16 protein-coding genes are annotated in these 20401 nt (G+C 54.1%); 4 read left to right on the top strand and 12 right to left on the bottom strand.

All coding sequences use genetic code 11. The features are described 5' to 3' along the window. Nucleotides 1-77 precede the first annotated feature (77 nt). From WC598_RS05815 to WC598_RS05765, 11 genes are all read right to left on the bottom strand, one after another. Nucleotides 78-1358 carry a hypothetical protein gene (locus WC598_RS05815; protein ID WP_372960541.1) on the bottom strand — a complete coding sequence of 427 codons (1281 nt, stop codon included), beginning with the start codon at nucleotides 1356-1358 and terminating at the stop codon, nucleotides 78-80. Nucleotides 1359-1365: 7 nt separating this feature from the next. Continuing rightward, the gene (locus tag WC598_RS05810) at nucleotides 1366-1746 is read right to left on the bottom strand and encodes a zinc-ribbon domain-containing protein (RefSeq protein WP_372960540.1); all 381 of its coding nucleotides are present in this window, start codon (nucleotides 1744-1746) and stop codon (nucleotides 1366-1368) included. Between the two features lie 126 nt (nucleotides 1747-1872). Further along, the gene (locus WC598_RS05805; RefSeq protein WP_372960539.1) at nucleotides 1873-3618 is read right to left on the bottom strand and encodes a PEGA domain-containing protein; all 1746 of its coding nucleotides are present in this window, start codon (nucleotides 3616-3618) and stop codon (nucleotides 1873-1875) included. Nucleotides 3619-3727: 109 nt separating this feature from the next. Next, the gene (pap, locus tag WC598_RS05800) at nucleotides 3728-5239 is read right to left on the bottom strand and encodes a polyphosphate:AMP phosphotransferase (protein WP_372960538.1); all 1512 of its coding nucleotides are present in this window, start codon (nucleotides 5237-5239) and stop codon (nucleotides 3728-3730) included. A 379-nt stretch (nucleotides 5240-5618) separates the two neighbouring features. Continuing rightward, complete coding sequence (locus tag WC598_RS05795; protein ID WP_372960537.1) at nucleotides 5619-7325, bottom strand: RyR domain-containing protein; 1707 nt, start codon at nucleotides 7323-7325, stop codon at nucleotides 5619-5621. Between the two features lie 6 nt (nucleotides 7326-7331). Continuing rightward, nucleotides 7332-8108, bottom strand: coding sequence for a toll/interleukin-1 receptor domain-containing protein (locus tag WC598_RS05790; RefSeq protein WP_372960536.1), 777 nt, complete (start codon nucleotides 8106-8108; stop codon nucleotides 7332-7334). Nucleotides 8109-8153: 45 nt separating this feature from the next. Next, a complete protein-coding gene (locus WC598_RS05785) occupies nucleotides 8154-9335 on the bottom strand; it encodes an AAA family ATPase (protein WP_372960535.1) in 1182 nt (393 codons plus the stop codon). A gap of 107 nt (nucleotides 9336-9442) precedes the next feature. After that, nucleotides 9443-10021, bottom strand: coding sequence for a hypothetical protein (locus tag WC598_RS05780; RefSeq protein ID WP_372960534.1), 579 nt, complete (start codon nucleotides 10019-10021; stop codon nucleotides 9443-9445). 1 nt (nucleotide 10022) lies between these two features. After that, nucleotides 10023-10628: a chromosome assembly protein gene (locus WC598_RS05775; protein ID WP_372960533.1), complete on the bottom strand. Its 606-nt coding sequence runs from the start codon at nucleotides 10626-10628 to the stop codon at nucleotides 10023-10025. A 91-nt stretch (nucleotides 10629-10719) separates the two neighbouring features. Next, on the bottom strand, nucleotides 10720-13182 hold the full coding sequence (locus WC598_RS05770; protein WP_372960532.1) for a serine/threonine-protein kinase: 2463 nt from the start codon (nucleotides 13180-13182) through the stop codon (nucleotides 10720-10722). Nucleotides 13183-13221: 39 nt separating this feature from the next. Further along, the gene (locus tag WC598_RS05765) at nucleotides 13222-13419 is read right to left on the bottom strand and encodes a hypothetical protein (RefSeq protein WP_372960531.1); all 198 of its coding nucleotides are present in this window, start codon (nucleotides 13417-13419) and stop codon (nucleotides 13222-13224) included. A gap of 451 nt (nucleotides 13420-13870) precedes the next feature. Between WC598_RS05765 and WC598_RS05760 the strand changes: the two genes are divergently transcribed. Then, nucleotides 13871-15889, top strand: a complete 2019-nt coding sequence (locus WC598_RS05760; RefSeq protein WP_372960530.1) for a serine/threonine-protein kinase — start codon at nucleotides 13871-13873, stop codon at nucleotides 15887-15889. A gap of 84 nt (nucleotides 15890-15973) precedes the next feature. After that, on the top strand, nucleotides 15974-16714 hold the full coding sequence (locus tag WC598_RS05755) for a PP2C family serine/threonine-protein phosphatase (RefSeq protein ID WP_372960529.1): 741 nt from the start codon (nucleotides 15974-15976) through the stop codon (nucleotides 16712-16714). 82 nt (nucleotides 16715-16796) lie between these two features. Here WC598_RS05755 and WC598_RS05750 read toward each other — a convergent pair whose 3' ends face one another. Then, nucleotides 16797-17492, bottom strand: coding sequence for a tetratricopeptide repeat protein (locus WC598_RS05750; protein WP_372960528.1), 696 nt, complete (start codon nucleotides 17490-17492; stop codon nucleotides 16797-16799). 256 nt (nucleotides 17493-17748) lie between these two features. On the opposite strand from WC598_RS05750, the gene WC598_RS05745 reads away from it, so the two are divergent. Beyond that, nucleotides 17749-18792, top strand: a complete 1044-nt coding sequence (locus tag WC598_RS05745) for a zinc ribbon domain-containing protein (protein WP_372960527.1) — start codon at nucleotides 17749-17751, stop codon at nucleotides 18790-18792. Between the two features lie 55 nt (nucleotides 18793-18847). Then, nucleotides 18848-19747, top strand: coding sequence for a hypothetical protein (locus WC598_RS05740; RefSeq protein WP_372960526.1), 900 nt, complete (start codon nucleotides 18848-18850; stop codon nucleotides 19745-19747). Nucleotides 19748-20401 lie beyond the last annotated feature (654 nt).

Here is a 20401-nt window from a genome sequence, read left to right as displayed (position 1 = left end):
TTACGTACAGAGGGATAGGGCGACGAGGGGAATAAGAATATCGCTCGTATAAAACCGGTATTGTGAGCGCCCCGCGGTTAATGTTCCCGGATCGTATGGGTTATCATCACATCCCCCTCTCCGTGCGCATTCGGGTATGCCCGGACCGGCACATTGAAGGTACGGAGAAAAACCCCGTGAGGCCGGCTGACCGGCTGAAGGTTTTTCGGTTCCTCACCGGGAAGTGTCTTCACAAACGCCGGGGCTGGTTCTATCAGGCGCCCGGCACTGTCAACCCGGCTCCCCACGCGGAAGAACTGGTGCCGGTACCTGATAAAGGAGTTATAATCCCCTGATCCTGATGCCCTGACAATCTTTGCTGCCCGGCGGTACTGGAAGGTCCCGAGGGAAAGTGCGGATATGCCGGACGCTGAAGTGAACAGGTAAATGTCCGGCAGGTTGTAGTCCTGCTGGACAGTGCGGAGATTTTCTTCTGCACGGGCAAGGCTAATCCACGGGGGGAATTCAAAAAACGGGATCAGGCGCCGGATGCCGGGAACCCGGCTCGACAGGTAACTCGCATACGAATAAGCTGGGGCTCCCAACCTTACCCCGAACCGGTTGAGGAGCCATTCGAGGATACGGGAACCACGAAGTGGTGTGTCATCTCCCGATGAAGGGATCCTTGGGGCAGGAAGATTTACGCGGGGGATGGTCTTTAAGATTTCTTTTACCGGCCGGTGGAGCAGGGTATCATCGAGAACCGTGCAGATATAGCCGGTCTTCGAGTTAATGGTCCCGGGAAGGCGCAGGATCCGCCGGGTATCCAAAGTCACTTTCCGGTCTACTTCGATCCCTTCAGTGGTAACACGGTCCAGGAGCCGTAATCTTGCTCGTTTCGCAAGATCTTCACGGTCGTACGGGCTGGGGCAGGGATACCGTTCCTTATCCTCGGCAACAACGTGGAAGCCTTTGCTCCCGCTGAACGCACAGTAGCGGATCCGGTAGTCATTTTCGCGGAGAAATGCAAGCAGCCGTATTGTATCATCTTTCGCAGATTCAAGATTACGTACCGTAAACGGCGACCGGTCGATATCAAAGACGAGATCGGAGGAGATGAGAATATTGCTGGAGAGCGGTGTACCATACCTGCTGCCAAGCCGTTCCGGGTTCAACCAGCAGCTCACGGAATAATAGACATCGGACGGAGCAAACCGTACCAGCCATTTGCGGAGCCGCATCTCATCGCGTACCCGTTCATCGATTTTTAAGAAACGCCCGTTTTGCAGGAACAAGCGGAAATGCCGGTGCGGAAGATCAGAAAGGCAGCTGAGATCCAGCGGGGCAGTCTGGTAAAAATGCCGGATCGGGTCGGTCATCTGCGTTTCAGCGCCGAACCTGGAGTAATTCCAGGGAGTGCTGACTGGCGATGAAGGAACGGAATCCTTTCAGCGCTTTTACCGGGATCCCGCGTGCCTGCTCGCTCGCAAGGATCGCCTCCAGCTGCACCCGTACCTGGCCGACATCCATTCCCGGGTTAAAATGCGAGCCGTACCTCCCCTGGACCCAGAGTACGATACGGGAATAATCGGGCGATTTGCAGCGCTGCGCCGGCGCCCGGGTGAGCCCGAAAAAGCCCCGGGCCGGCGGGGTTACCGGAGCCGGACCGGCCGGAATCGGGGCGGCAGGTTGAACAACAGGTTTTCCGCATTGCTCACAGAAACGGGAATTGGCAGGAATTTGTTGACCGCAGTGCCCACAATACATTGGATCTCCTCGTGTTGATACTGAACTGTATACAATGCTATCTATTAAAAATATATTCGGAAAAAGGGGCCGGTCTTCATCGGATGCTCATCCATTCGGGCGATAAAACCGGGCTGGGAGGGGGGATTACCCTCTTTTTCTCGCAAACAGGACTACGGCGACAAGGGCAGCCAGCGCAAGGAGACCGGCAAAGCCGGGCGTCTCAAGTGCCCGGCGGACCTCTCTCACATCTCCGGAGGTAACCGTGATCGAAGAAATATCGTCCTTATACCCATCCTTTGTCATCTTTACGATGTAGGTGTCCTGCTTGAAGTGGAGGCTCATGGGAGTGGTCCCTTTGGCCACCTCATCAATGTATACCGTTGCCCCGTCAGGCACAGAGTTGAAGAAGACCACTGCATCGGGGGTCGTATAGGTCCACGGGGTTGTGACAACAACGGTTTCTCCGGATTTCACGTTAACGGTCTTCGAGTAGGTGGTGTATCCTACAAGGGTCACGTCAACCGTGTGAGTGCCCGGTGCTACCGTGAAATCATACGGGGTATTTTTCCCGGTGCTTTTACTGTCAAGCATGATGCTTGCTCCCGGGGGATTTGAGCGGACAGAGACAACCCCGGTTCCCGTGTCCAGGGGCACCAGGTTTACATTGACCGTTGCGGTCTGGCCCATGGACAGCGAGACAGAAGAATAGTTCCCGAGGTACCCGATTTTTGCCACGGCGAGCGTGTGCGTACCCGGGGAGATTCCCGGGAGGAATTGCGGGGTTATTCCCTGCGCCACCCCGTCAACGAAAACATCTGCCCCGGTCGGATTCGAGGTTAGGATAAGATTAGGGTATGAGAGGGACGGGGGTGCAATGGTCTGGAGAGGGGCGAACTTCTGAACCCTTTTCACGTTTGTGCCCTTGACATAGCCGGGTGGATTGTCAGGATTGTACTGATCATAATCGAGAACATAGACAACGCCATTCGCATCGACCGTTACCTTGAAGGGCGAGATGAACTGCCCGCCGTTCGTTCCTTTTTCTCCCCAGGCGGTCAGGAACGTCCCGTCATTTGAGAACTCCTGGACGCGATAGTTGCCAGTGTCCACGACAAATACATTGCCTGAGGCATCGGTGGCAATCCCCGCAGGGCTGTTGAGCTGGCCGTTTCCGGACCCGTACGATCCCATGGTTTTCAAAAATTTTCCCTCGGAGGTAAATTTCTGGATCCGGTTGTTGCCCGCATCCACAACAAAGACATTATCAGAAGGATCGACGGCAATCCCCAGGAGGCGGTTGAACTCTCCCGTTCCGCTGCCGGCCGAGCCCCAGGAAGAAAGATACGTACCGCTGGCAGTGAACTTCTGGATCCGGTTGTTGCCGGAATCAGCTACGTAGACATTTCCCTTGGAATCCGTTGCAGTCTCCCAGGGAAAATTGAACTGCCCGGGGCCGGACCCATAGTCACCCCAGCTGGTGATAAATTTTCCATTCGGGGTGAATTTCTGGATCCGGGAAGTTGTCCCGGCACCCATATCCGTCACATACGCATTGCCTGAAGCATCGATATGGATTGCAAAGGCGCTACTGAACTCTCCGGGAGAAGGAGTTTTTGATTCGCGGGCATTTATCCCCCATTTATTCAGAAAATTTCCCTGTGAATCAAATTTCTGGATCCGGTTCAGCCAGTTGTCACTGACATACACGTTCCCCGAAGGATCGACACTGATCCCGGTCGGGGCATACAATTGATTGTCCCCACTGCCATTCACGCCCCACATCTTTACAAACTGGTACGTTTCAGCAGCAGCAGCCGGAACGAGCAGGCAGAGCGAGATGAGAAGAAGCACAACGAGGATTCTCTTGTTCTGGGTTTCCTGTTTGGCCATGAGAGCCATATTGGTTAAGATATATAAAAAGTTCACTAATCTGCGTCGACCGGATGAAAGGCCGGGATCCACGGGTAAATAAAACGGGAGAGCGGGGAACGAGAACCGATCAGGATCGTTTCCGGTTCTTCTTTCCGGCATGGGAAACTGCCATCTCAATTCCTGCTACGACCGCGTCCATGATCTTGATCCGGGCATAATATTTGTTGTTTGATTCAACGAGTGTCCACGGGGCGGTCGGGGTGTTTGTTCTCATAAGCATCTCTTCGATTGCGATCCGGTACTGATCCCATTTTTCCCGGTTCCTCCAGTCTTCATCGGTGATCTTGTACTTTTTTAAGGGATCCTTCTCCCGTTCCAAAAACCGCTCGAGCTGCGTATCCTGGTCGATCTGCAGCCAGAATTTCATAACAACCATACCGGATCTCACCAGGTAATCCTCCATGGCGTTGATTTCACCATACGCACGACGCCACTCGGGTTCCGTACAGAACCCCTCCACCCGCTCCACGAGAACCCTGCCATACCAGGACCGGTCAAAGATCGTGATGTTGCCGGCCTTTGGCAGGTTCCGGATAAAGCGCCAGAGATAGTGGTGGCTCTTCTCATCCGGTGTCGGGGCTGCCACGGGTTCGACAACGCTGCACCGGGGGTTGAGCGCCCGGTCAACCCGGATGATTGCCCCGCCTTTGCCGGCAGCATCGCAGCCTTCGAAGACCAGGACAACCGGGATCCGGTTCTTGTGGATCGAGTACTGGAGTTCGTGCAGCCGTTCTTCACAGCGGGCAAACCGCCGGGTATAATCCTCTTCGGTAAGGGCAAGGGAGAGGTTCATGGCATCGATAACAGGAGTTTCCTTATCTACAGGCCGGGCCTTCTTTCCTTTTCCGGAGACGGTTTTGCCGGTTGAGGCCGCATCTTTCAGCCGGGCTTCCATGCTGGTGATGATGGTGGTAAACACCGTAACGATGGTAAAGCGACGGTCGGTTGCTTCAACGATTGCCCAGGGCGCCTTTGGTGTACTCGTCTCCGTGAGCATCCGCTCAAGTTCTGATACCGCCCCGGGATCGTCCTGCAGGTTCTTGAGGGTGGGATTATTGCTGACAAGTTCCGGGTGTTCTTTTTTGATTGCCTGCACCCGGTTTTTCTGCTCTTTCTTACTGATATGCAAAAAAAACTTGATGATGACGGTCCCGTCATCAGAGAGCTGCTCCTCCATCGTGATGATATCGGCAAGATCCTGCCGGGGAATCTTCAGCCCTTTTTTTCCGCGGGAATTGCGGAGCACGGTGTCCGTGTACCAACTGCGGTCGAAGATCACCATCTGTCCGCGGGCGGGAGTATCTGCCCAGAACCGCCAGAGAGGAACGTGGGCACGCTCCAGATCGTTTGGCCCGCGGGTCATATGCACCCGGCATCCCCGAGGGTCGAGGGCATAGGTGAGACGGTTGATGGTATCCGATATGCCGGAGAACCTCCAGCCCTCAAAAACGATGATGACCGGGATTTTCCGGTCCCGGAATTCACGCTGGAGAACCCCGATCCGATCCCGCAGGCCGTCTATTACCGCCTCATAATCCTCTTTTGAAAGGGCCTCTCCTGGGTGACATTTCCAAAACATAACACTCTGAAATGGTCATCCGGAATATTTATGCCCACCTTTTTCCTGGGATTGAGAGGAAAAATGCAGGTATCCCCACGGCCGGTCAAACGCCGGATCACACGACCGTGTCCAGGAACGTCTGGCAGGCGCCCCATACTCAGCAGCCCCGGACAAAAACATGAACCTTCCCGTTCGACCCGTTGATAACAACGCGGGATCCCAGTGTTGCATTCAGGTCCTGATCCAGGGACTGGCCGTTAAGCTGGATACCGTACGAGGAGAGCCCGGAATATTCACCGCCGCCATTGGAGAACCGGCCAGGACCGGGGACTATGGATGCGAAAAAACTGATTCGGGGATCTCCTGGCTCATAATATGGATCTCATCACGGGGAATTTTACCCTGCCCCATGCGGCACTCCGGCTTCCCGGTTCACCTGGAAATCGATCCGCGAGAGCAGCCCGGGGATCTGCCGTATGGTATCCCGGTCTTTCTCCTTCTCCGGCTCCGAGAGCTGGTCATAGGAGATGATCGATGGATGCAGTTTCCGGGCATCATCCCTAATGTTCCCGTACTGCCACCCGCTTTTTGTCTTCTCATCCATCCAGCGCTCATGCTCGAGCCGGGCAAGGCTCTCGATCTCATCGGATGAAAACCGGAAGGTATCCGGTGCATCCCAGTCGGTAACCGGGCCGATGCTGCACCCGACAAGCGACAGTTTGGTCCAGATGAAATTTGCCTGGCGCCGGTTGGATTCCTGGTATTTTTTCCCGTCGATGCCATCTTTTCTTGCGGTCAGGGTCCCAAGTTCATCCCATGAGACGATCAGCCGGTTGCTCTCCTTCGTCTCCCTTTTGAGACGTTCACGGCTGCAATAATTTTCATGGATGGCCCGTGCAAGGATCTCCTCCTCGCCGGCAAGGATGAGCTGGCTGTTCGCCGTGAGCTCATACATATTGACCGGCAGGATATCCCGGATACTTTTCAGCCCTACCTGCTCATCGGCAATAAGTTTTGCAACACTGGTATTGTGATCCATGCGGACAACAAACCGGACATTCCTGCCCGCAGTGTGGGGATGAAGGGTAAGGGCGGCATACAGGCCGAGGGAGTCGTCATCGAGGCAGACATAGGCAGTGAAATCCTTCTGGAACCGGGGATCCTGCAAGAAGGCCCCGGTCCTGAATTCCGCGGACCGGACATCCAGCGGGAGGGCAACGAGATCGCAGGCCTCTGCGATCTTCGGGGACTGGAGAAGCAGCCCGGCCCGGATCTGCCCGGCCTGGACATCGAGCAGGGTGAGGCGGAGCCGGGACCCGTCCGCTTTATGCTCCTCGTACCAGATCCGGGCGATCCGGGTCATGAGGCTGTCTCCCAGCCGGCCGGCTCCGATGATCAGGACGGTCGGGGGATCCGCCGGGGGTTGGTGCAACGGGAATGGCGGATGCCGTTCAAGGAGCATCCGTGCGCCCAGGGCATACTGGTTGAAGAACTCGATCCGGACGGATGAATCCTTCCGGGAGGAGAAAGCATGTTTCCTTATGATCCCGTAGAGCTGCGGGTTGAGCACCTGGATGGTACAGGTCAGCGGGGATTGCCCGGTTGCCGGCACCATCTGCATGACGGTCAGGGCAACCTCGGCGTTGTCCTCATCCACATCGCTTAGGGACAGGACATTTCCCGCCTTTTTCACGTTCGCCCGTTTCAGCATCACGGGATCGGATGGTTCACCGATCAGGGTGATGAGCCCCATCGTGGTACAGGATTCGATATAGGTATTCTCGGCATCGCTCTCGATGATGACGGGTTTGATCTTCCTGCGGACGAGGTCACGGATGATAAGCGACGTGTGATAATTCAGGCCGCAGATGATCACATGCCCCCTCTTGAACAAGAGCGGCATGGTGCTGAGCTTTTCCTTGAGATAATGGTAGAGAATGGCAGCGGAACCTGAGCCGGCAAAGGCACCGGCAACGATGCGGAGGAGATCGGAGTTGGAACCCAGGGCCTCTTTTATTGCAGGAAGCGTGATGAAGATGGCAAGCGATGAACCAAATATGGCAAGCAGCGCCTGGAGAGCCATATACATGTCGGGTGAGTCCATGATTCCTTAACGCTCCGTTTTGTTGTGCGACAGATCATCAGATGGGACATCTGCCAGGTGCATCCGGATGGTGTCGGCCAGATTCATGAAGTACTCCTGTGCCGGAGCAGGAAATGCATCCAGCCAGTGGGGTACGTTGATGAGATAATCCATATTTTTTGTCGGGGTTACGTCTTCGGTCCGGAACGGGATGATGGGAAGATTCCGTGTTACGGCCCGGGTCAGCTCGCGGACAACGTGGGGAGAATTGTTCGAACTCGCGGAGAATACCAGCACGACAACACTGCAGGTGTCAATCGCATCGATGATCGAACCGGGAAAATCCAGCCCGGGGCGGACATTCCGTGGTGCAATCCAACAGGAAATCCCGTCGGACTCCAGGTACGAACAGATCTCCTGGGCCAGGACCTGATCGGGTTTTGAATAGCTGATAAACACCCGGTGTGCAGGTTGGTCCGCACTCGTTCTTCCCGGCAGCCGGGCAGAGGAATTTTCACCGGGCTGAGTCGCCACCTCATCGTTAATAAAATCTGCGGGGGGAATCACGGATCCCCCGCGACCGGCTCCGGCAATCTCCTCTGCCTTCGTCAGCCATACCTTTGCCTGTTCGCGGTAGTGCTGGTCCCGGAGCGGAACTTTTCGTGCCAGCCGCAGGAAGAGCAAACGGTTCTCCTCTGCAAGGATGCCGGCGGCCGGGTAGTCCCCGGCTGCCATTGCCGATGAAACCGCTTTGGTATTCCCGTTGATCTTTTTGAGGATATCCGCAGGAGATTCGGTCTTCATGGCAGGTCATCGGAAAAATGAGGGGATATTATGAGATTCCGGATATCAGGTGGCTCCAAACTGTCGGCTCCAGTCTTCATGCCGTTTGAGATCGGCGGGGGTCAGGGGGGATTTTACCCGTGCAATGGACCGGGTGAAATCCTCCATCGTGAGCGGGCCGGTCTTCAAGGTCTTTTTCTGGAGCTCCTCAAACGGTAACTCGGCCATATCTGCAATATTGTCGAAGATATCCTTGTTCACCCTCCGGGTCATGCTTTTCATTGCATCCCGGCAGATGTTCTGGAGGTCCCGGCCGGAGTAATGGTTGGATACACAGAGATCCCCGATCTGTTCCATATCCACTCCCGATATATCGAGCCCTTTGGTCTGGATCCGGATGATATCCTGGCAGGCTTTCTTGTCGGGGAGCGGGATATAGATCCGCTTTGGGAACCGGGATAGGACTGCATCGTCCAGGCTCCACGGCGTGTTCGTTGCCGACAGGGTGAGGATGAGCTTGTCGCTCTTCTTGTCCTGGAAGCCGTCCAGCTCTGCAAGGAGGGTTGCGAGCACTTTCCGGGATGCCTCGCCCTGGTCACCGTCACGGGACATGGTAATCGAATCGAGCTCGTCAATGAAAACAATGGACGGGGCGTGTTTGCGGGCAGACTCATAGAGTGCGGTGATGAGTTTTGATGACTCGCCGAAATATTTCGACATCACGCTGCTTGTTTTTACGTTGAAGAAGGTGGCTTTGAGGCTCCCGGCAGCTGCTGCGGCAAGGAGGGTTTTTCCGGTACCGGGCGGGCCAAAGAGGAGAATACCTTTGTCGGGCTTGATGGATTCCGGCTTGTTGAGCCCCGCGATGACCACGGTCTCCATGATGAGGTTTTTTGTCTCCGCAAGGCCGCCGATGTCTTTCCAGGTCACGGTGGAGGTCTGGATCAGGCTCTCCCCGAAACTGCTGAAATCATCTTCCTCCCCGGCCCCGTTGCCTCCCTTCTCCACCATCGTCTTTTTGGGCGGAGCGGTACCGGCGGTCTTGTCGGCTTCATCCCACCGCTTTGCCTTCTCAAGATGGGCCTTCATCTGATCCGGCACTTTCTGGGCCAGCTGCCGTTCGACATTGGCACAGATCTTTGCATATTTCTTGGTATTCTCAAGATCGTTCTTCGCAAGTGCGGCTTTGTACTTTCCCTCAGCTTCCTTGAGCTGCGAATACAGGACACCGGATAGATCAATATTCATGGACTCCTCCTCACCGTACTCATTATACCTATTATCTGAATATATGGCAATTGATATTACAATATCGCTTCAATTCCTGGAGAGAGAGATCCCGCAGGACAAAAAAATTATTCGAGTTCGGTTTTCCTGATGTTTGCCGGTTCGGGAGCGGCGGTTGACGATCCCTCTTTTCCTGACCGGATGGTATCGAGGATATCACTGAGATCGTCTTCCTCCTCCACCCCGACTTCCATGGTGCCGGACGTCATATCGATGATTGCACTGATCTGTGCATCATCGTTCATGGTGTCAAGCTTTTTCTTAATTAAGAAACTCTCCATCTTCGCAGGATCGATCGTTTTGAGTTTCCGGATCACGTCTGCCGGGAGATCCTTCTCGCGTTCCTTGAGGATGAGGATATTGGAAACAGCTCTGAGATCCTTGTCGATCTGGGCAAGCGAGGAGAGCTTCATCTCCTTTTTCTGGAGAAGGGTCTTGATCTGCCGTGCATAGCTCACTTCCTCTGACTTCGAAGTGGCCGCTTTTGCCGCCTCGTACGTGCGCTGGACTTCCTGGTCGATACGCCGGACTTCTGTATGGATAGTCTCGATCTTCTTGTTCAGCTGGATCTCGGTGACCTTAAGCTCGTCAAGAGTGAACGTATCGACAGGATTTCCTCCCCCGAAAAGAGAGGATAAAAATCCCACGTTAACTCCCCTCAGTGTCCTTGTTCTCTAACTGTTTTTCCATGGAGATCAGTTTCTGGGCAGCCTCGACATCGATCGCACCCGTCTCGACCCCGCTCCAGGCATCAAGGAGCTGTTTCTCGGTATCGTCCGTGGACTGTTCGAGATCGGAGTCGGTGAGCGACATCTCAAAGACATTGTTGAGGTTGTTGAGCACTTCCTCGAAACTCTTGCCCTTGAGGTTCACGTTGATGAGTGCGTTCTCGAATTTCGAGGGCTCGATGTTGGTGATCTTCGACCAGATCTTGTTCTGCTTGAGCTCTTTTTCGTACTGCTTGACTATCACAAGGTTGGAGACAAACATGAACTGCTTGTGCATTGTCATGAACTGCTTGATCTTCAGCTGGGCCTGCATGTCGAGGTGCTTGAGCTGCTGGGCCAGCATCTTCTTCTTGATCATGTCGGCGCCAACGCCCTGCTTGAAGAGATCCTTCTTCTGCTTCTCGATCTTCTGGATGTCTTTCCTTGCAAGCTCGATGTGGTTCTGGAGCCGCATCTCCTCTTCTTTCAGCTCGCGGGTATCCAGCCGGTCAACGGAATTTCCTCGGATAAAGTCAAAAATTCCCATTATATGGTTCCTCACCTCGATATTATGAATCCAACCATAAATACTTATTCAAAACAGCGTTTTTAAAGGATAATGAAGTATTTCTTTTCCGTTATTTCCGGGCTACGGCCCCGGGTCCCACGCTGCGGACAATGATGTCGGCTTTCTGGAGAAGTTCGTCCGGAATCTCGGTGATGCCAAATTCGATCCGGTTGCGGAGCTGTTCGGATAAATCAACGGCCTCATCCTTCACATCGCCCTCTGCATAGTGAATGAGATCGAGAAGATAGGTATGGGCAGTTGCGGGGTCCCCGGTTCTCAGGTGGGTTAAGACGAGCGCCCCGGTCAGGTATGCGGAGCGCGATTGATCGCCTTCGCTTGTGCTCAGTTTCAGGGATTCCGTGTACGTGATCCGGAGGAACTCTGCAAGGGCATTCTGGAGAAGAAGGACCGAGGGGTACCGGTTTTTCGGCTCCTTTGCAAGGCATTTCATCACAACCGGGTCCAGAACTTTTGCATCGGGGATGATGTCACCGGGCAATTTCGGGTCTTTTGTGGCGATACTTTTCCGGATACTCATCATGTTTTCGCCATCAAACGGCAGGGTGCCGGTCAGGAGCTCGTAGAGGATCACCCCGAGCTGCCAGATATCCGTCCGTTCATCCTTCATGCCGCCGTGGATCTGTTCCGGGGCAGCATAGGTCAGGGTGAAGGCCATCGAAGTCGCGGTGGTCATCTCGGTGAGAATCCGCGAGAGCCCCCAGTCCGAGATCTTGGGGACGCCCTCCTTGAGAAGAATGTTTCCGGGCTTGAGATCCCGGTGGACAATCTTCTGGGCATGGGCAAATTTGAGCCCCTCGCAGATGTTGAAAAGGATCCATGCCGCCTCTTCGGGATCCGCCGGCTTTTTTATATCCTCCAGTCTGCTGTCGCAGAGCTCTTCCTCAAGGTACGGCATGGGCATGATGTTGAAGTCGTACAGTTTCACGATATTGGGATGATTCAGTTTTTTCCAGGTCTGCATCTCTGCGATGAACGTCTTGCCGGTCCGGGTATCCAGATAGAGGGGAATTTTCACGGCCACGTTTTTCCCATCCGTCCGCCTTGCCTTGAAGACCCGGGCAAACCCCCCTTTCCCAAGATACGTCCACTCGGGATAGATCGCCGCGAGCTCCGGGGGCAGTGTATCGATACTTGTCCTTTGTGCGGGCCTCGCTGCAGGAAGAACCGGAGGCGTCCGGGCAAGCCGGGCAGGAGCAGGCTGCTGTCCCTGCTCAAGGGAGTCAACCGGTACTATCGGGGGGGAGAGGAGACTTGCATCCATGAACATGGCAGCTGCCACCTCGGAATTCTCGGTGCAGGTCTCACCCAGCCGGACAAGTAAGGCATGCAGGGTTGAGAGGTTATACCGCAATGCGATTTCGCCCGTCTCTTTCAGGTAATCCTTTGCCGATTCGTACTCTTTTTTTGCTTCCAGATAGCGCATCTTTGCATAGAGCGTGTCGGCATTCCGCATCTTTTCCTTGCCCTGTTCAAGCCGGGCGGTGACGAGGCCCATCTGTGCGTCCTTCATGAGGGAGGTTGCATCGCTGCTCGTTACGGGATTTTCTTCTAAGAACCGTATCGCAAGCGCATGGTAATTCTCTGCAACAACAAAATTCCTCTTTTCAGAACAACCGGCTGCTTCGCTGATAAGCCCCCGGGTCTTGCCGAGAATAACGGATACAAGGCCGGCATCCACGCGGGCGATCCGGTCGTGGATTCCCGGCTGGTCCCCGGTCAGCCCTTTCTTGTCGGCAAACGCGAGAGCCCGGGCAAAGTGCTCTTTTGCCCCCTCGTAATTGTTCCGGGCTTCGTCAAACTTCTGTGCCCGGAATTTTTTATCAGCGGATGCAACCTTCAGGTCGCCGGCTTCGGTTGACTTTGCGAGCTCCTGCCGGTCGAGCGCAACTTCGCATACAATGACCTGTTTTTGGATAGCCTCTTTTGTTTTTGCAATCTTCGCGATGAGCTCGTTGTCCTTTGCATGCTGTGCAATTTTCTCTGCATCCGCGTAGATCGCCAGGCTCTGGTTCCAGAGTTTTTGCGCACTGGTATATTTTTTCGCTTTGAACTGGGCCTCGGCACGTACTTCGAGCGCCTTTGCTCTGGCAGATACGCGATCGGCAGTGACTTCCACGAGCTCTCTGGCTTTTTTGATGGATTCGATGGCCTTTTTAAAATCCCCGCTGTCCAGGTACCGGTAGGATTCGTAGGTGAGCCGGATCGCCTCTTCAGCATTCACGTGATCGGGATGGGCGTGGACCTGCTTTGAGATGGTATTGATACCATTCTTGATCCGGGCTTTGCGATCTTCGAGCTGCACATCCCGGTACTTTTTCCGCAGGGATCCGATCTTTCCCGAGACAACGAGGTATACGACTGCAAGAATTGCGCAGGCAATGAGAACGGGTATCCGGTTCTGGAGGATCCAGGGTACGAGATCGTACGCTACACCCAGGAAAACGGCACCCGCGATCACCGCAATAAGGACAACTGTGCCCACGATCACCAGACCGGTATACGTCCGCGACATCTTTACAGAAAAACCCTCTTTGTCCAGTTGTAAATTTCCTTAGTGTTCTTGGAAGATATCAATGCCGCGCTGGTGGGAGGGGAGAGGGCGCCAGGATCCTGAATTTTCAGGCAGATGGTCCCAGGGGGTTCCGGCATCCGTTACCCGCCCGGGTCCGATAGTCCGAACGCCACCCGTGATCAGGACCGGTTTCATGGGGATCGCGGCCGATCCCGGGAGGAGGTATTCCGAGCTCATTTTACACCCGGATTGCCAGCGCCGGATCGTGTTTCTGGTTTTTTATGACCCGTTTTGTCCACCGTACGGAGAAATCCCGCAATATGCGATTATTTCGTCGAAATAGTCAAATTTTAGAGAGTTTAGACCTGCAATATAGCGGGCTTCTGCTGGCACTTAATTCCAGCCCCACAGATTATGAGGGGGCAGGGGGTCAAAGGCCCGTACACGCAGCCTGTGGCCGGATTTTGAGATCACGACGGAGAATCCGGTTTTTGGGGGAAAAAAAGTTTTTCACCGTCTGGACCTGAAGACCTGACAGTATTGTTTACGTTCTGAGCCCTCACCGGTTTTTTCCGGAACATTTTTCACGCGTTTTTTTACGCGTTATTTTCATCCGCATCCCACCATTCGTTAGCATTATTAACTCCCGATCAACACTATGATTGAAAAGAACAACGGGGACACTTGCATGGATCCAAATTATACATCCACCGTAAAATACCGGAAGTGCCCATCCTGCGGAACCGACGTACTCTCGACCATGCAGTTCTGCGTGAACTGCGGCACAAAGATGGCAACGCGGACCTGTCCCCACTGCAATGAGCCCATCCAGGGGGATCCGGAGTTCTGCAGGAACTGTGGAAAGACGCTCGTCCCTTCGCGAAAATGCCCGAAGTGCAATATCCCGATCACCGGCAACCCGGAGTTCTGCAGGAGCTGCGGGGCTCCGCTCCTTGAATCCCGGAAGTGTCCCACCTGCGGTGCAGTCATCAGCAAAAATGCGAAATTCTGCAACGGGTGCGGGAGGGTGATGACCCAGGAGAGCGCCACGCCCGGGATAGATTCTGTCCTTGTTGAAAAAGCCCAGCAGCTCATGAAGCAGATCCCGCGGTTCGGGGCAATGCCGGATCTCCCGAATGCCGATGTGACAACATACCATGCAGCCGCACTCCAGAAAACCGTTACCTCGATGGAGAAATTCCTGGAAACCGCAGCACCCGATCTCACCATCTCCATCAGCCCCATGGTCCTCAATCTTGCCACCTGGCACAAGATGGAGATCCAGATCACCAATACCGGAAAAGCCCATGCATTTTTCGTTACGCTCAGCTTCTCAAATGATTTTGAAACCCGCAGGATCAAACCCGTAACGGTCAGTGCAGGAAGCACCGAGATCGTTGAGATCGGGATCCTGCCAAAGACCCAGGGGAATATTCCCATCGAAGTCACCCTGCAGTACAAGGATGGCAACAGCCGCAATTACACCATAGCCAGTGAATTCTGGATCGATGTCAGGCCCCAGTCCAGCACGCCCCACCTCTTCGACCCGGAAGAAGAGATCCCAAAGACCCAGAATCGTGGGGGAACCCCGAAGACCCCGCCGGTTTCCCTGTCGGAGGGACCCGTCACCATGCGCACGCTTCCTCCGGAGATGTCGGCAAAATATGCTGATTCACTGTTCCTTGGGAAAGGCGGGTTTGCCCGGGTCTTCAAGGCAAAGCGGAAAGACGGGCAGTACGTTGCGGTAAAAGTGCCCATCGATCTCGATGAGTCAACCGGGAAATCCTTTATTGCCGAGATGCAGAACTGGACGAAACTCAGCCATCCAAATATCGTGAAAATTTATGATTACAACATCATGCCGTTTCCGTATTTCGAGGAGGAACTCTGCGACAGCGGCCTTGACAAACTCAAAAAGCCCATGGGGATAGCGCAGGCCGCATGGGTTGTATTCAACATCTGCGAGGGGCTCAAGTATGCCCACTCCCTCAATATCATCCACCGCGATCTCAAGCCCCAGAACATCCTCTTGAAAAACGGCATTCCCAAGATCTCGGACTGGGGGCTCTCCAAGATCGTCACCGATATCTCATCGATCACCACGTCATCGTTCACCCCGTACTATGCAGCCCCCGAGCAGGTGACCAACAAGACCAAGGACCAGCGGACGGATATCTGGCAGGTCGGGATCATCCTGTACGAGCTCGTGACCGGGGAGCTCCCGTTCACCGGGGAGAGCATGATCGACATCATAGCAAGCATCCCGACAAAAGAGCCCCGGTACCCGGGGGATATCAACCCGGAAGCAAAACCCATTGAGGGAATTATCCTAAAGTGCATGGAAAAAGACCCGGCAAAACGCTACCAGTCGGTGATCGCGCTGCAGAAAGACTTAGCAGAGTTCCTCAAGATCGATTACAAAGAGTCGCTCCGGATGAGTGTCGGGGCAAAAAACAACCGGCAATCCGCGGAATACTGCAACAAGCTGCTCCTCGCCAACCTGAAGAGCGGCGACCTTAAGGAAGCCTACAAGTATGCAACGGATCTGGTCAATTACACTGAAGGTGAGATCAGGGATTCGGTAAAAGAACTCTCGGCACAGATCCGCATCCGCCTGGACAATGACGTGGACGAAGTACCGGAAGAGATCATTGAAGCAGCAGAGCTTATCGCCCATAAGATCGGGATGGGACTCACGACAATGTGAGGGGCCGTGACAAAAAACGGCCCTTACCGGGGCACATCCCAGCCGAAACAGGGCCTGAGATCAACAATTAATAAAAAAAGAACCATGAACCTCACGTATTGCGGCAGGACGCATATCTGCGGGAGAGCCAAGAACGAGGATGCCTTTGCTATGGAGCAGGTGACCGGAGCCCTTGCTGCCTTTACCGTGGCAGACGGTCTCGGAGGGCAGCCGGCCGGCGAAGTTGCAAGCCGGATCGCGGTCTCTTCCCTGATGGAGACCATCCGCAGACTGGCGCCGGGAGACACGTCCTGCTCACCCGGCCAGATGAGAGAGATCCTGAACAAGGGCTTCCAGGCAGCATCGGTGGCGATCGCACAGGACGTTTCAGCCAGTCCTGAGCACGCAGGAATGGCAACAACGCTCGTTGCAGCGCTCATCAATGATTCCTTCGACGTGGTTATTGCGTATGCGGGGGACAGCCGGGCCTACTGTTACGGAAACGAACTGGTCCAGGTAACAAAAGACCATTCGCTCGTACAGGAACTTGTCCGGCGGGGCGTTATCACAACCGATGCGGCGGAACTGCACCCGGACAAGCATATCGTGACCCGGGTTGTCAGCGAAATTCCCGTAAGCCCGGATATCACGGAGTTCGGGCTTGAGAAAAACACGCTCCTGCTCTGCACGGACGGGCTCACCGATGCACTCTCCGCAGAAGAGATCTCATCGGAAATGAGAGATACGGATGTGAACCGGATCTGTGAAAACCTTATAGGGCGTTCCCTCCGGGTAAAACGGGATAACACCACGATTATCGTCATCAGGGCTGCACCGCGGCCGTAATCGGCCTCTAAAAAATTCACGCTTTTTTATGCGTTCCGAAAAAAAACGGATGAACCCATTTGGGGATGCATTAAAAAAAGGATTAAAAACTCTGGAGAATATCCTGGTAACTCTGGATCTGGTTCTGTGTGGCACTCAGCAACCTCGTCGAGACGATGAGCGCGAGTTTGGGATCCAGCTCCTGTGCTTTCTGGTAACTTTCAACGGCTTTTTTATAGGAATCCATGGTCACGAGCTGATCATTTGACGATGCCTTGTAGTTCGCGGAACCGGGTTGCAGGGCAAGAGTCTTTGCAGAGGCCTTGAGTTTTTCGGTCTCCAGCATGGACATGACCAGCAGTGCATCTCCTTTCTTGAGCCAGACCGGGGCATTCCTGGGGTTTACCGCGAGAGCTGCATCATAATATTGCACCCCGCCGTTGAGATCCCCGGACTTCACCAGGATATCCCCCTGCCGGACCAGGGCATCGGTATCGTCCTTGTTCTGGGAAAGGATCTGGGTATACACCACGTTGGCATCGCCGATCTTTCCACATTTGATGAGCGCTTCTCCTTTCTTTTTCAGGACCACAGGATCGGTGGAGTTTACCTGGAGGGCGTACTCATAAAAAGGAAGGGCAAGCTCGGACTGGTTGACAAGACAGAGGGTGTCACCGACGGTAACTTCCGAAGACCTGATGATCTCCTGCGAAGTAACCTGCGGGGCGAACGCTGGCAGGACGACAAAGACACCGACAGCGAGGAGGACGAACAGTAAGACGATCCAGTACAATCTCATGGATTTTCAACGTATCTTTTCCCGGTCGGCAGGTAAAAAGATTGTTTTTTTTATCCAGGTTCCGGCCCGGCCTGAACAGGAAATTCCGCAGGGACAGAGGCCTAATCCGGGACAAAGTTATTGCGGGGTTCCCGCAAGGGACAACATTCAACCCGCCAAAGAACCTATATTTATAAACTTTCAATAGTATTTTCATCAGTATATTTTTCCTGTACATCCCACCGGCAGCGGATACCGATGACAGGAGGGCAGATCAATGTTCAAAGAAGGGAATCGCGAGTGTATTGACCGGCTCATCAAACCATCCAAACATGTCCTTGACACGGGCGCCGCGATCCGGAATGAACCGTATGACACGCGGGTTGCCCTGTGGCAGGAAATAAAAACCAATGCCGGGCGCTATAAGAGCGGGGAGTGCGGCACATTCCTCGAAGACCTGCACACGGTTTTCCTGGCCCGGTTCGACACCTCCCTCCTCCTTCTTGCCAGGGCGTTCCGGCAGAACAGCGAACCCTTCGAGGAATCAACGTACTTCAGCGGGAGGGAGATCGAGGCGTACGACACCATTGAGCGGTACGGGTATTTCCGGATCCTCTCGAAAAGCGAGATTGCAAAAAAGATCCGGAACAAGGACGAAAAAACCCTCTCCCTGATCCGGGAATATTCGGTGTCCATGAAAAAACAGATGGACGATATCCTCGCGGATGAAGGAATCCGGGACACCATCCGCAGTTACCTGAAGAAACAGTGGAACGAGAGCACAAAAAAGATCGGGGATGCCATTGCAGGTGCGGAGGTAGACCTTGACTGGTTTTCGGGTATGACGCCCGACCAGAAAGAGGCTGAACCCAGGGCTCCGCAGACCATCATCATCAATGCGGGGAACGATGCTGCCATCAATCTCGGGGCAGGAAATATCGTCAAGGATGCAGTAGTGACCGGTTCAACCATCGAATCGGCCGGTGGCGGGAGCACCACGGTAAAAGATTCCGTTATCACAAAATCCACGATCAAAACCGAAGGAAACAATGCTGCACCGGATACCGGGATTTCGATCAGCGACAGCGTCATTACGTCTTCAACAATAAAAAACAGTGAAGAGCACACGGCTGTGCCGGAAAAAGGGCCGGAAAAAGAATCCCCAAAGAACACCTGCCTGGTCTGCAACACGCCGGCAAAACCCGGTGCAAAATTCTGTACAACCTGCGGGGCAAAAATCACCCAGCTCTGCCCCGGGTGCAGTTCACCCCTCACCCCCGGTGCAAAATTCTGCCCGGAATGCGGCCGGAAAACAATCTGAAACGCAAGAATATTCGACAAACAACCATGTAACCCCCCATACCCGGGATGGATCTATGGATCGGAAAGAACACGTCCTTATCATCAGCGCCGGTGAGAAGATCGCCATTGCGTATCCGGCAATGTTCCGGGAACTCCCGGCCATCTCCCGGACTATCGTGTTTACCGACAGCACGGTTCACGAGGGATCACCGGATCCGGTAACGGAGAGGCAACGGCTCGCGGTCCGGAATGCGGTCTCGGCGGTCCAGGAAATTTCCGCATCGCTCGCCATACCCTTCACCCGGGTGGTGATTCATCCACCGGCCTACACGTCGGCCCGGTCTGCGCTTGCAAAAATCCGGCGGGAGTTTCCGATTGCCCGCTTCACGTTCGATCTCTCCGGCGGCTCAAAAGAACTCTGCCTGGCACTCTTTGCCCTTGCGCCCTGGCTTGGCGGGGAGGTCTATGCAGCCTTTGACGAGAAGACAGCCCGCCGGGTCCCGCTGCCGGACCGCACCATCAGTTCCCTGCTTGCCAATCCCAATCACCAGATGATCCTTGCGATCCTCCTCAACCGGAGGGATATGAAAACGGGGGCCGCAAAGGGAGCTGCCAGAGATGTGGTTTCAACCGGTCCAACAACCCCGACATTATGGGTGCCCCGGCAGTACCTGTACCAGCAGCTCCGGCCGTTCTATGTCCCCTCCCGGACAAAGAAGGAAAAACCCGGGGATCCAAAAAAGCCGGTCATACCCACCAAAAAGGGTGAGAAACCGGCACCAGAACTGTCCCATCAGACCTTCTCCGGGTTTATGGGTAACCTCCGCGATGCCGGACTTATTGAAGAGGAAAATCCCGAGGGCAACCGAAAAGAGAAGACCTACCGGATTACAGAAGCCGGAGAGATTGCCTTCCGGTTCTTTTCCGATCCGGCCACCAGCTCTTTGGTCAGGAGCATGCTGGAGCGTTCCTGAGGGGGATTCGATATCACTTTTTTGTGCATTTCTGGTACACAATTTTCTGCCAAAATTTTCTTTTTTCCAGAATTTTTTTTGGTCAGACCCTGCCGGAAAATTTCAATCGCGATCCTGAGGTGTCAGTTGATGAGGCGATTATCGGATAATTATCCGACAAAATGTATGTACAAGCGACAAAATTTCTGGTTCTCCGGTGTGAGGGGCCGTAAATCACCACCAAGGGTCGATTGAAAAATTTCAGGCAGGGGGTGAGGGGTCGATTGAAAATTTTTTGGCGCAAGAGCGATCGCGATTTTTTTTGAGTGGGTTGGAACATGATTTTCGTGGAATGGATTTCCCAAAATCTGATAAGAATTGGTTCATAATTCCAGTAATCAAAAAAGGTGAAATGGCAATTCGTTGGGAGGGGTCCCCACCTCCTGGCCACTCAGGAGTTCGGCAGGGTAGGGTGGTTTTTTCGTTGTTGAAGCCGCCGCGGGAGCGTCTTTTCAGAGGCGACAGAGGAAATTGTAATCAATTTAGGACTTACGCGGTTGAATCCGGTTCAAGAGAGAATCATCACTTCATAATTGCTAAAAAGAATCTGTTTAGAACGCCGGAGAAGCAATAAAGCGAGAAGTAGCTGATCGATGGATCGAGCGTTTTGACTCA

This window comes from Methanoregula sp., from assembly GCF_041645475.1.
Lineage (GTDB): Archaea > Halobacteriota > Methanomicrobia > Methanomicrobiales > Methanospirillaceae > Methanoregula.
Note: the sequence above shows the minus strand (reverse complement) of the source record. Positions and strands in the feature narration are given on the sequence as shown.

Excerpts from the sequence above, each read along its gene's own strand:
- WC598_RS05815 (WP_372960541.1), bottom strand. The coding sequence starts at position 1,358 with ATGACCGACCCGATCCGGCATTTTTACCAGACTGCCCCGCTGGATCTC.
- WC598_RS05810 (WP_372960540.1), bottom strand. The coding sequence starts at position 1,746 with ATGTATTGTGGGCACTGCGGTCAACAAATTCCTGCCAATTCCCGTTTC.
- WC598_RS05805 (WP_372960539.1), bottom strand. The coding sequence starts at position 3,618 with ATGGCCAAACAGGAAACCCAGAACAAGAGAATCCTCGTTGTGCTTCTT.
- pap (WP_372960538.1), bottom strand. The coding sequence starts at position 5,239 with ATGTTTTGGAAATGTCACCCAGGAGAGGCCCTTTCAAAAGAGGATTAT.
- WC598_RS05795 (WP_372960537.1), bottom strand. The coding sequence starts at position 7,325 with ATGGACTCACCCGACATGTATATGGCTCTCCAGGCGCTGCTTGCCATA.
- WC598_RS05790 (WP_372960536.1), bottom strand. The coding sequence starts at position 8,108 with ATGAAGACCGAATCTCCTGCGGATATCCTCAAAAAGATCAACGGGAAT.
- WC598_RS05785 (WP_372960535.1), bottom strand. The coding sequence starts at position 9,335 with ATGAATATTGATCTATCCGGTGTCCTGTATTCGCAGCTCAAGGAAGCT.
- WC598_RS05775 (WP_372960533.1), bottom strand. The coding sequence starts at position 10,628 with ATGGGAATTTTTGACTTTATCCGAGGAAATTCCGTTGACCGGCTGGAT.
- WC598_RS05770 (WP_372960532.1), bottom strand. The coding sequence starts at position 13,182 with ATGTCGCGGACGTATACCGGTCTGGTGATCGTGGGCACAGTTGTCCTT.
- WC598_RS05765 (WP_372960531.1), bottom strand. The coding sequence starts at position 13,419 with ATGAGCTCGGAATACCTCCTCCCGGGATCGGCCGCGATCCCCATGAAA.
- WC598_RS05760 (WP_372960530.1), top strand. The coding sequence starts at position 13,871 with ATGGATCCAAATTATACATCCACCGTAAAATACCGGAAGTGCCCATCC.
- WC598_RS05755 (WP_372960529.1), top strand. The coding sequence starts at position 15,974 with ATGAACCTCACGTATTGCGGCAGGACGCATATCTGCGGGAGAGCCAAG.
- WC598_RS05750 (WP_372960528.1), bottom strand. The coding sequence starts at position 17,492 with ATGAGATTGTACTGGATCGTCTTACTGTTCGTCCTCCTCGCTGTCGGT.
- WC598_RS05745 (WP_372960527.1), top strand. The coding sequence starts at position 17,749 with ATGTTCAAAGAAGGGAATCGCGAGTGTATTGACCGGCTCATCAAACCA.
- WC598_RS05740 (WP_372960526.1), top strand. The coding sequence starts at position 18,848 with ATGGATCGGAAAGAACACGTCCTTATCATCAGCGCCGGTGAGAAGATC.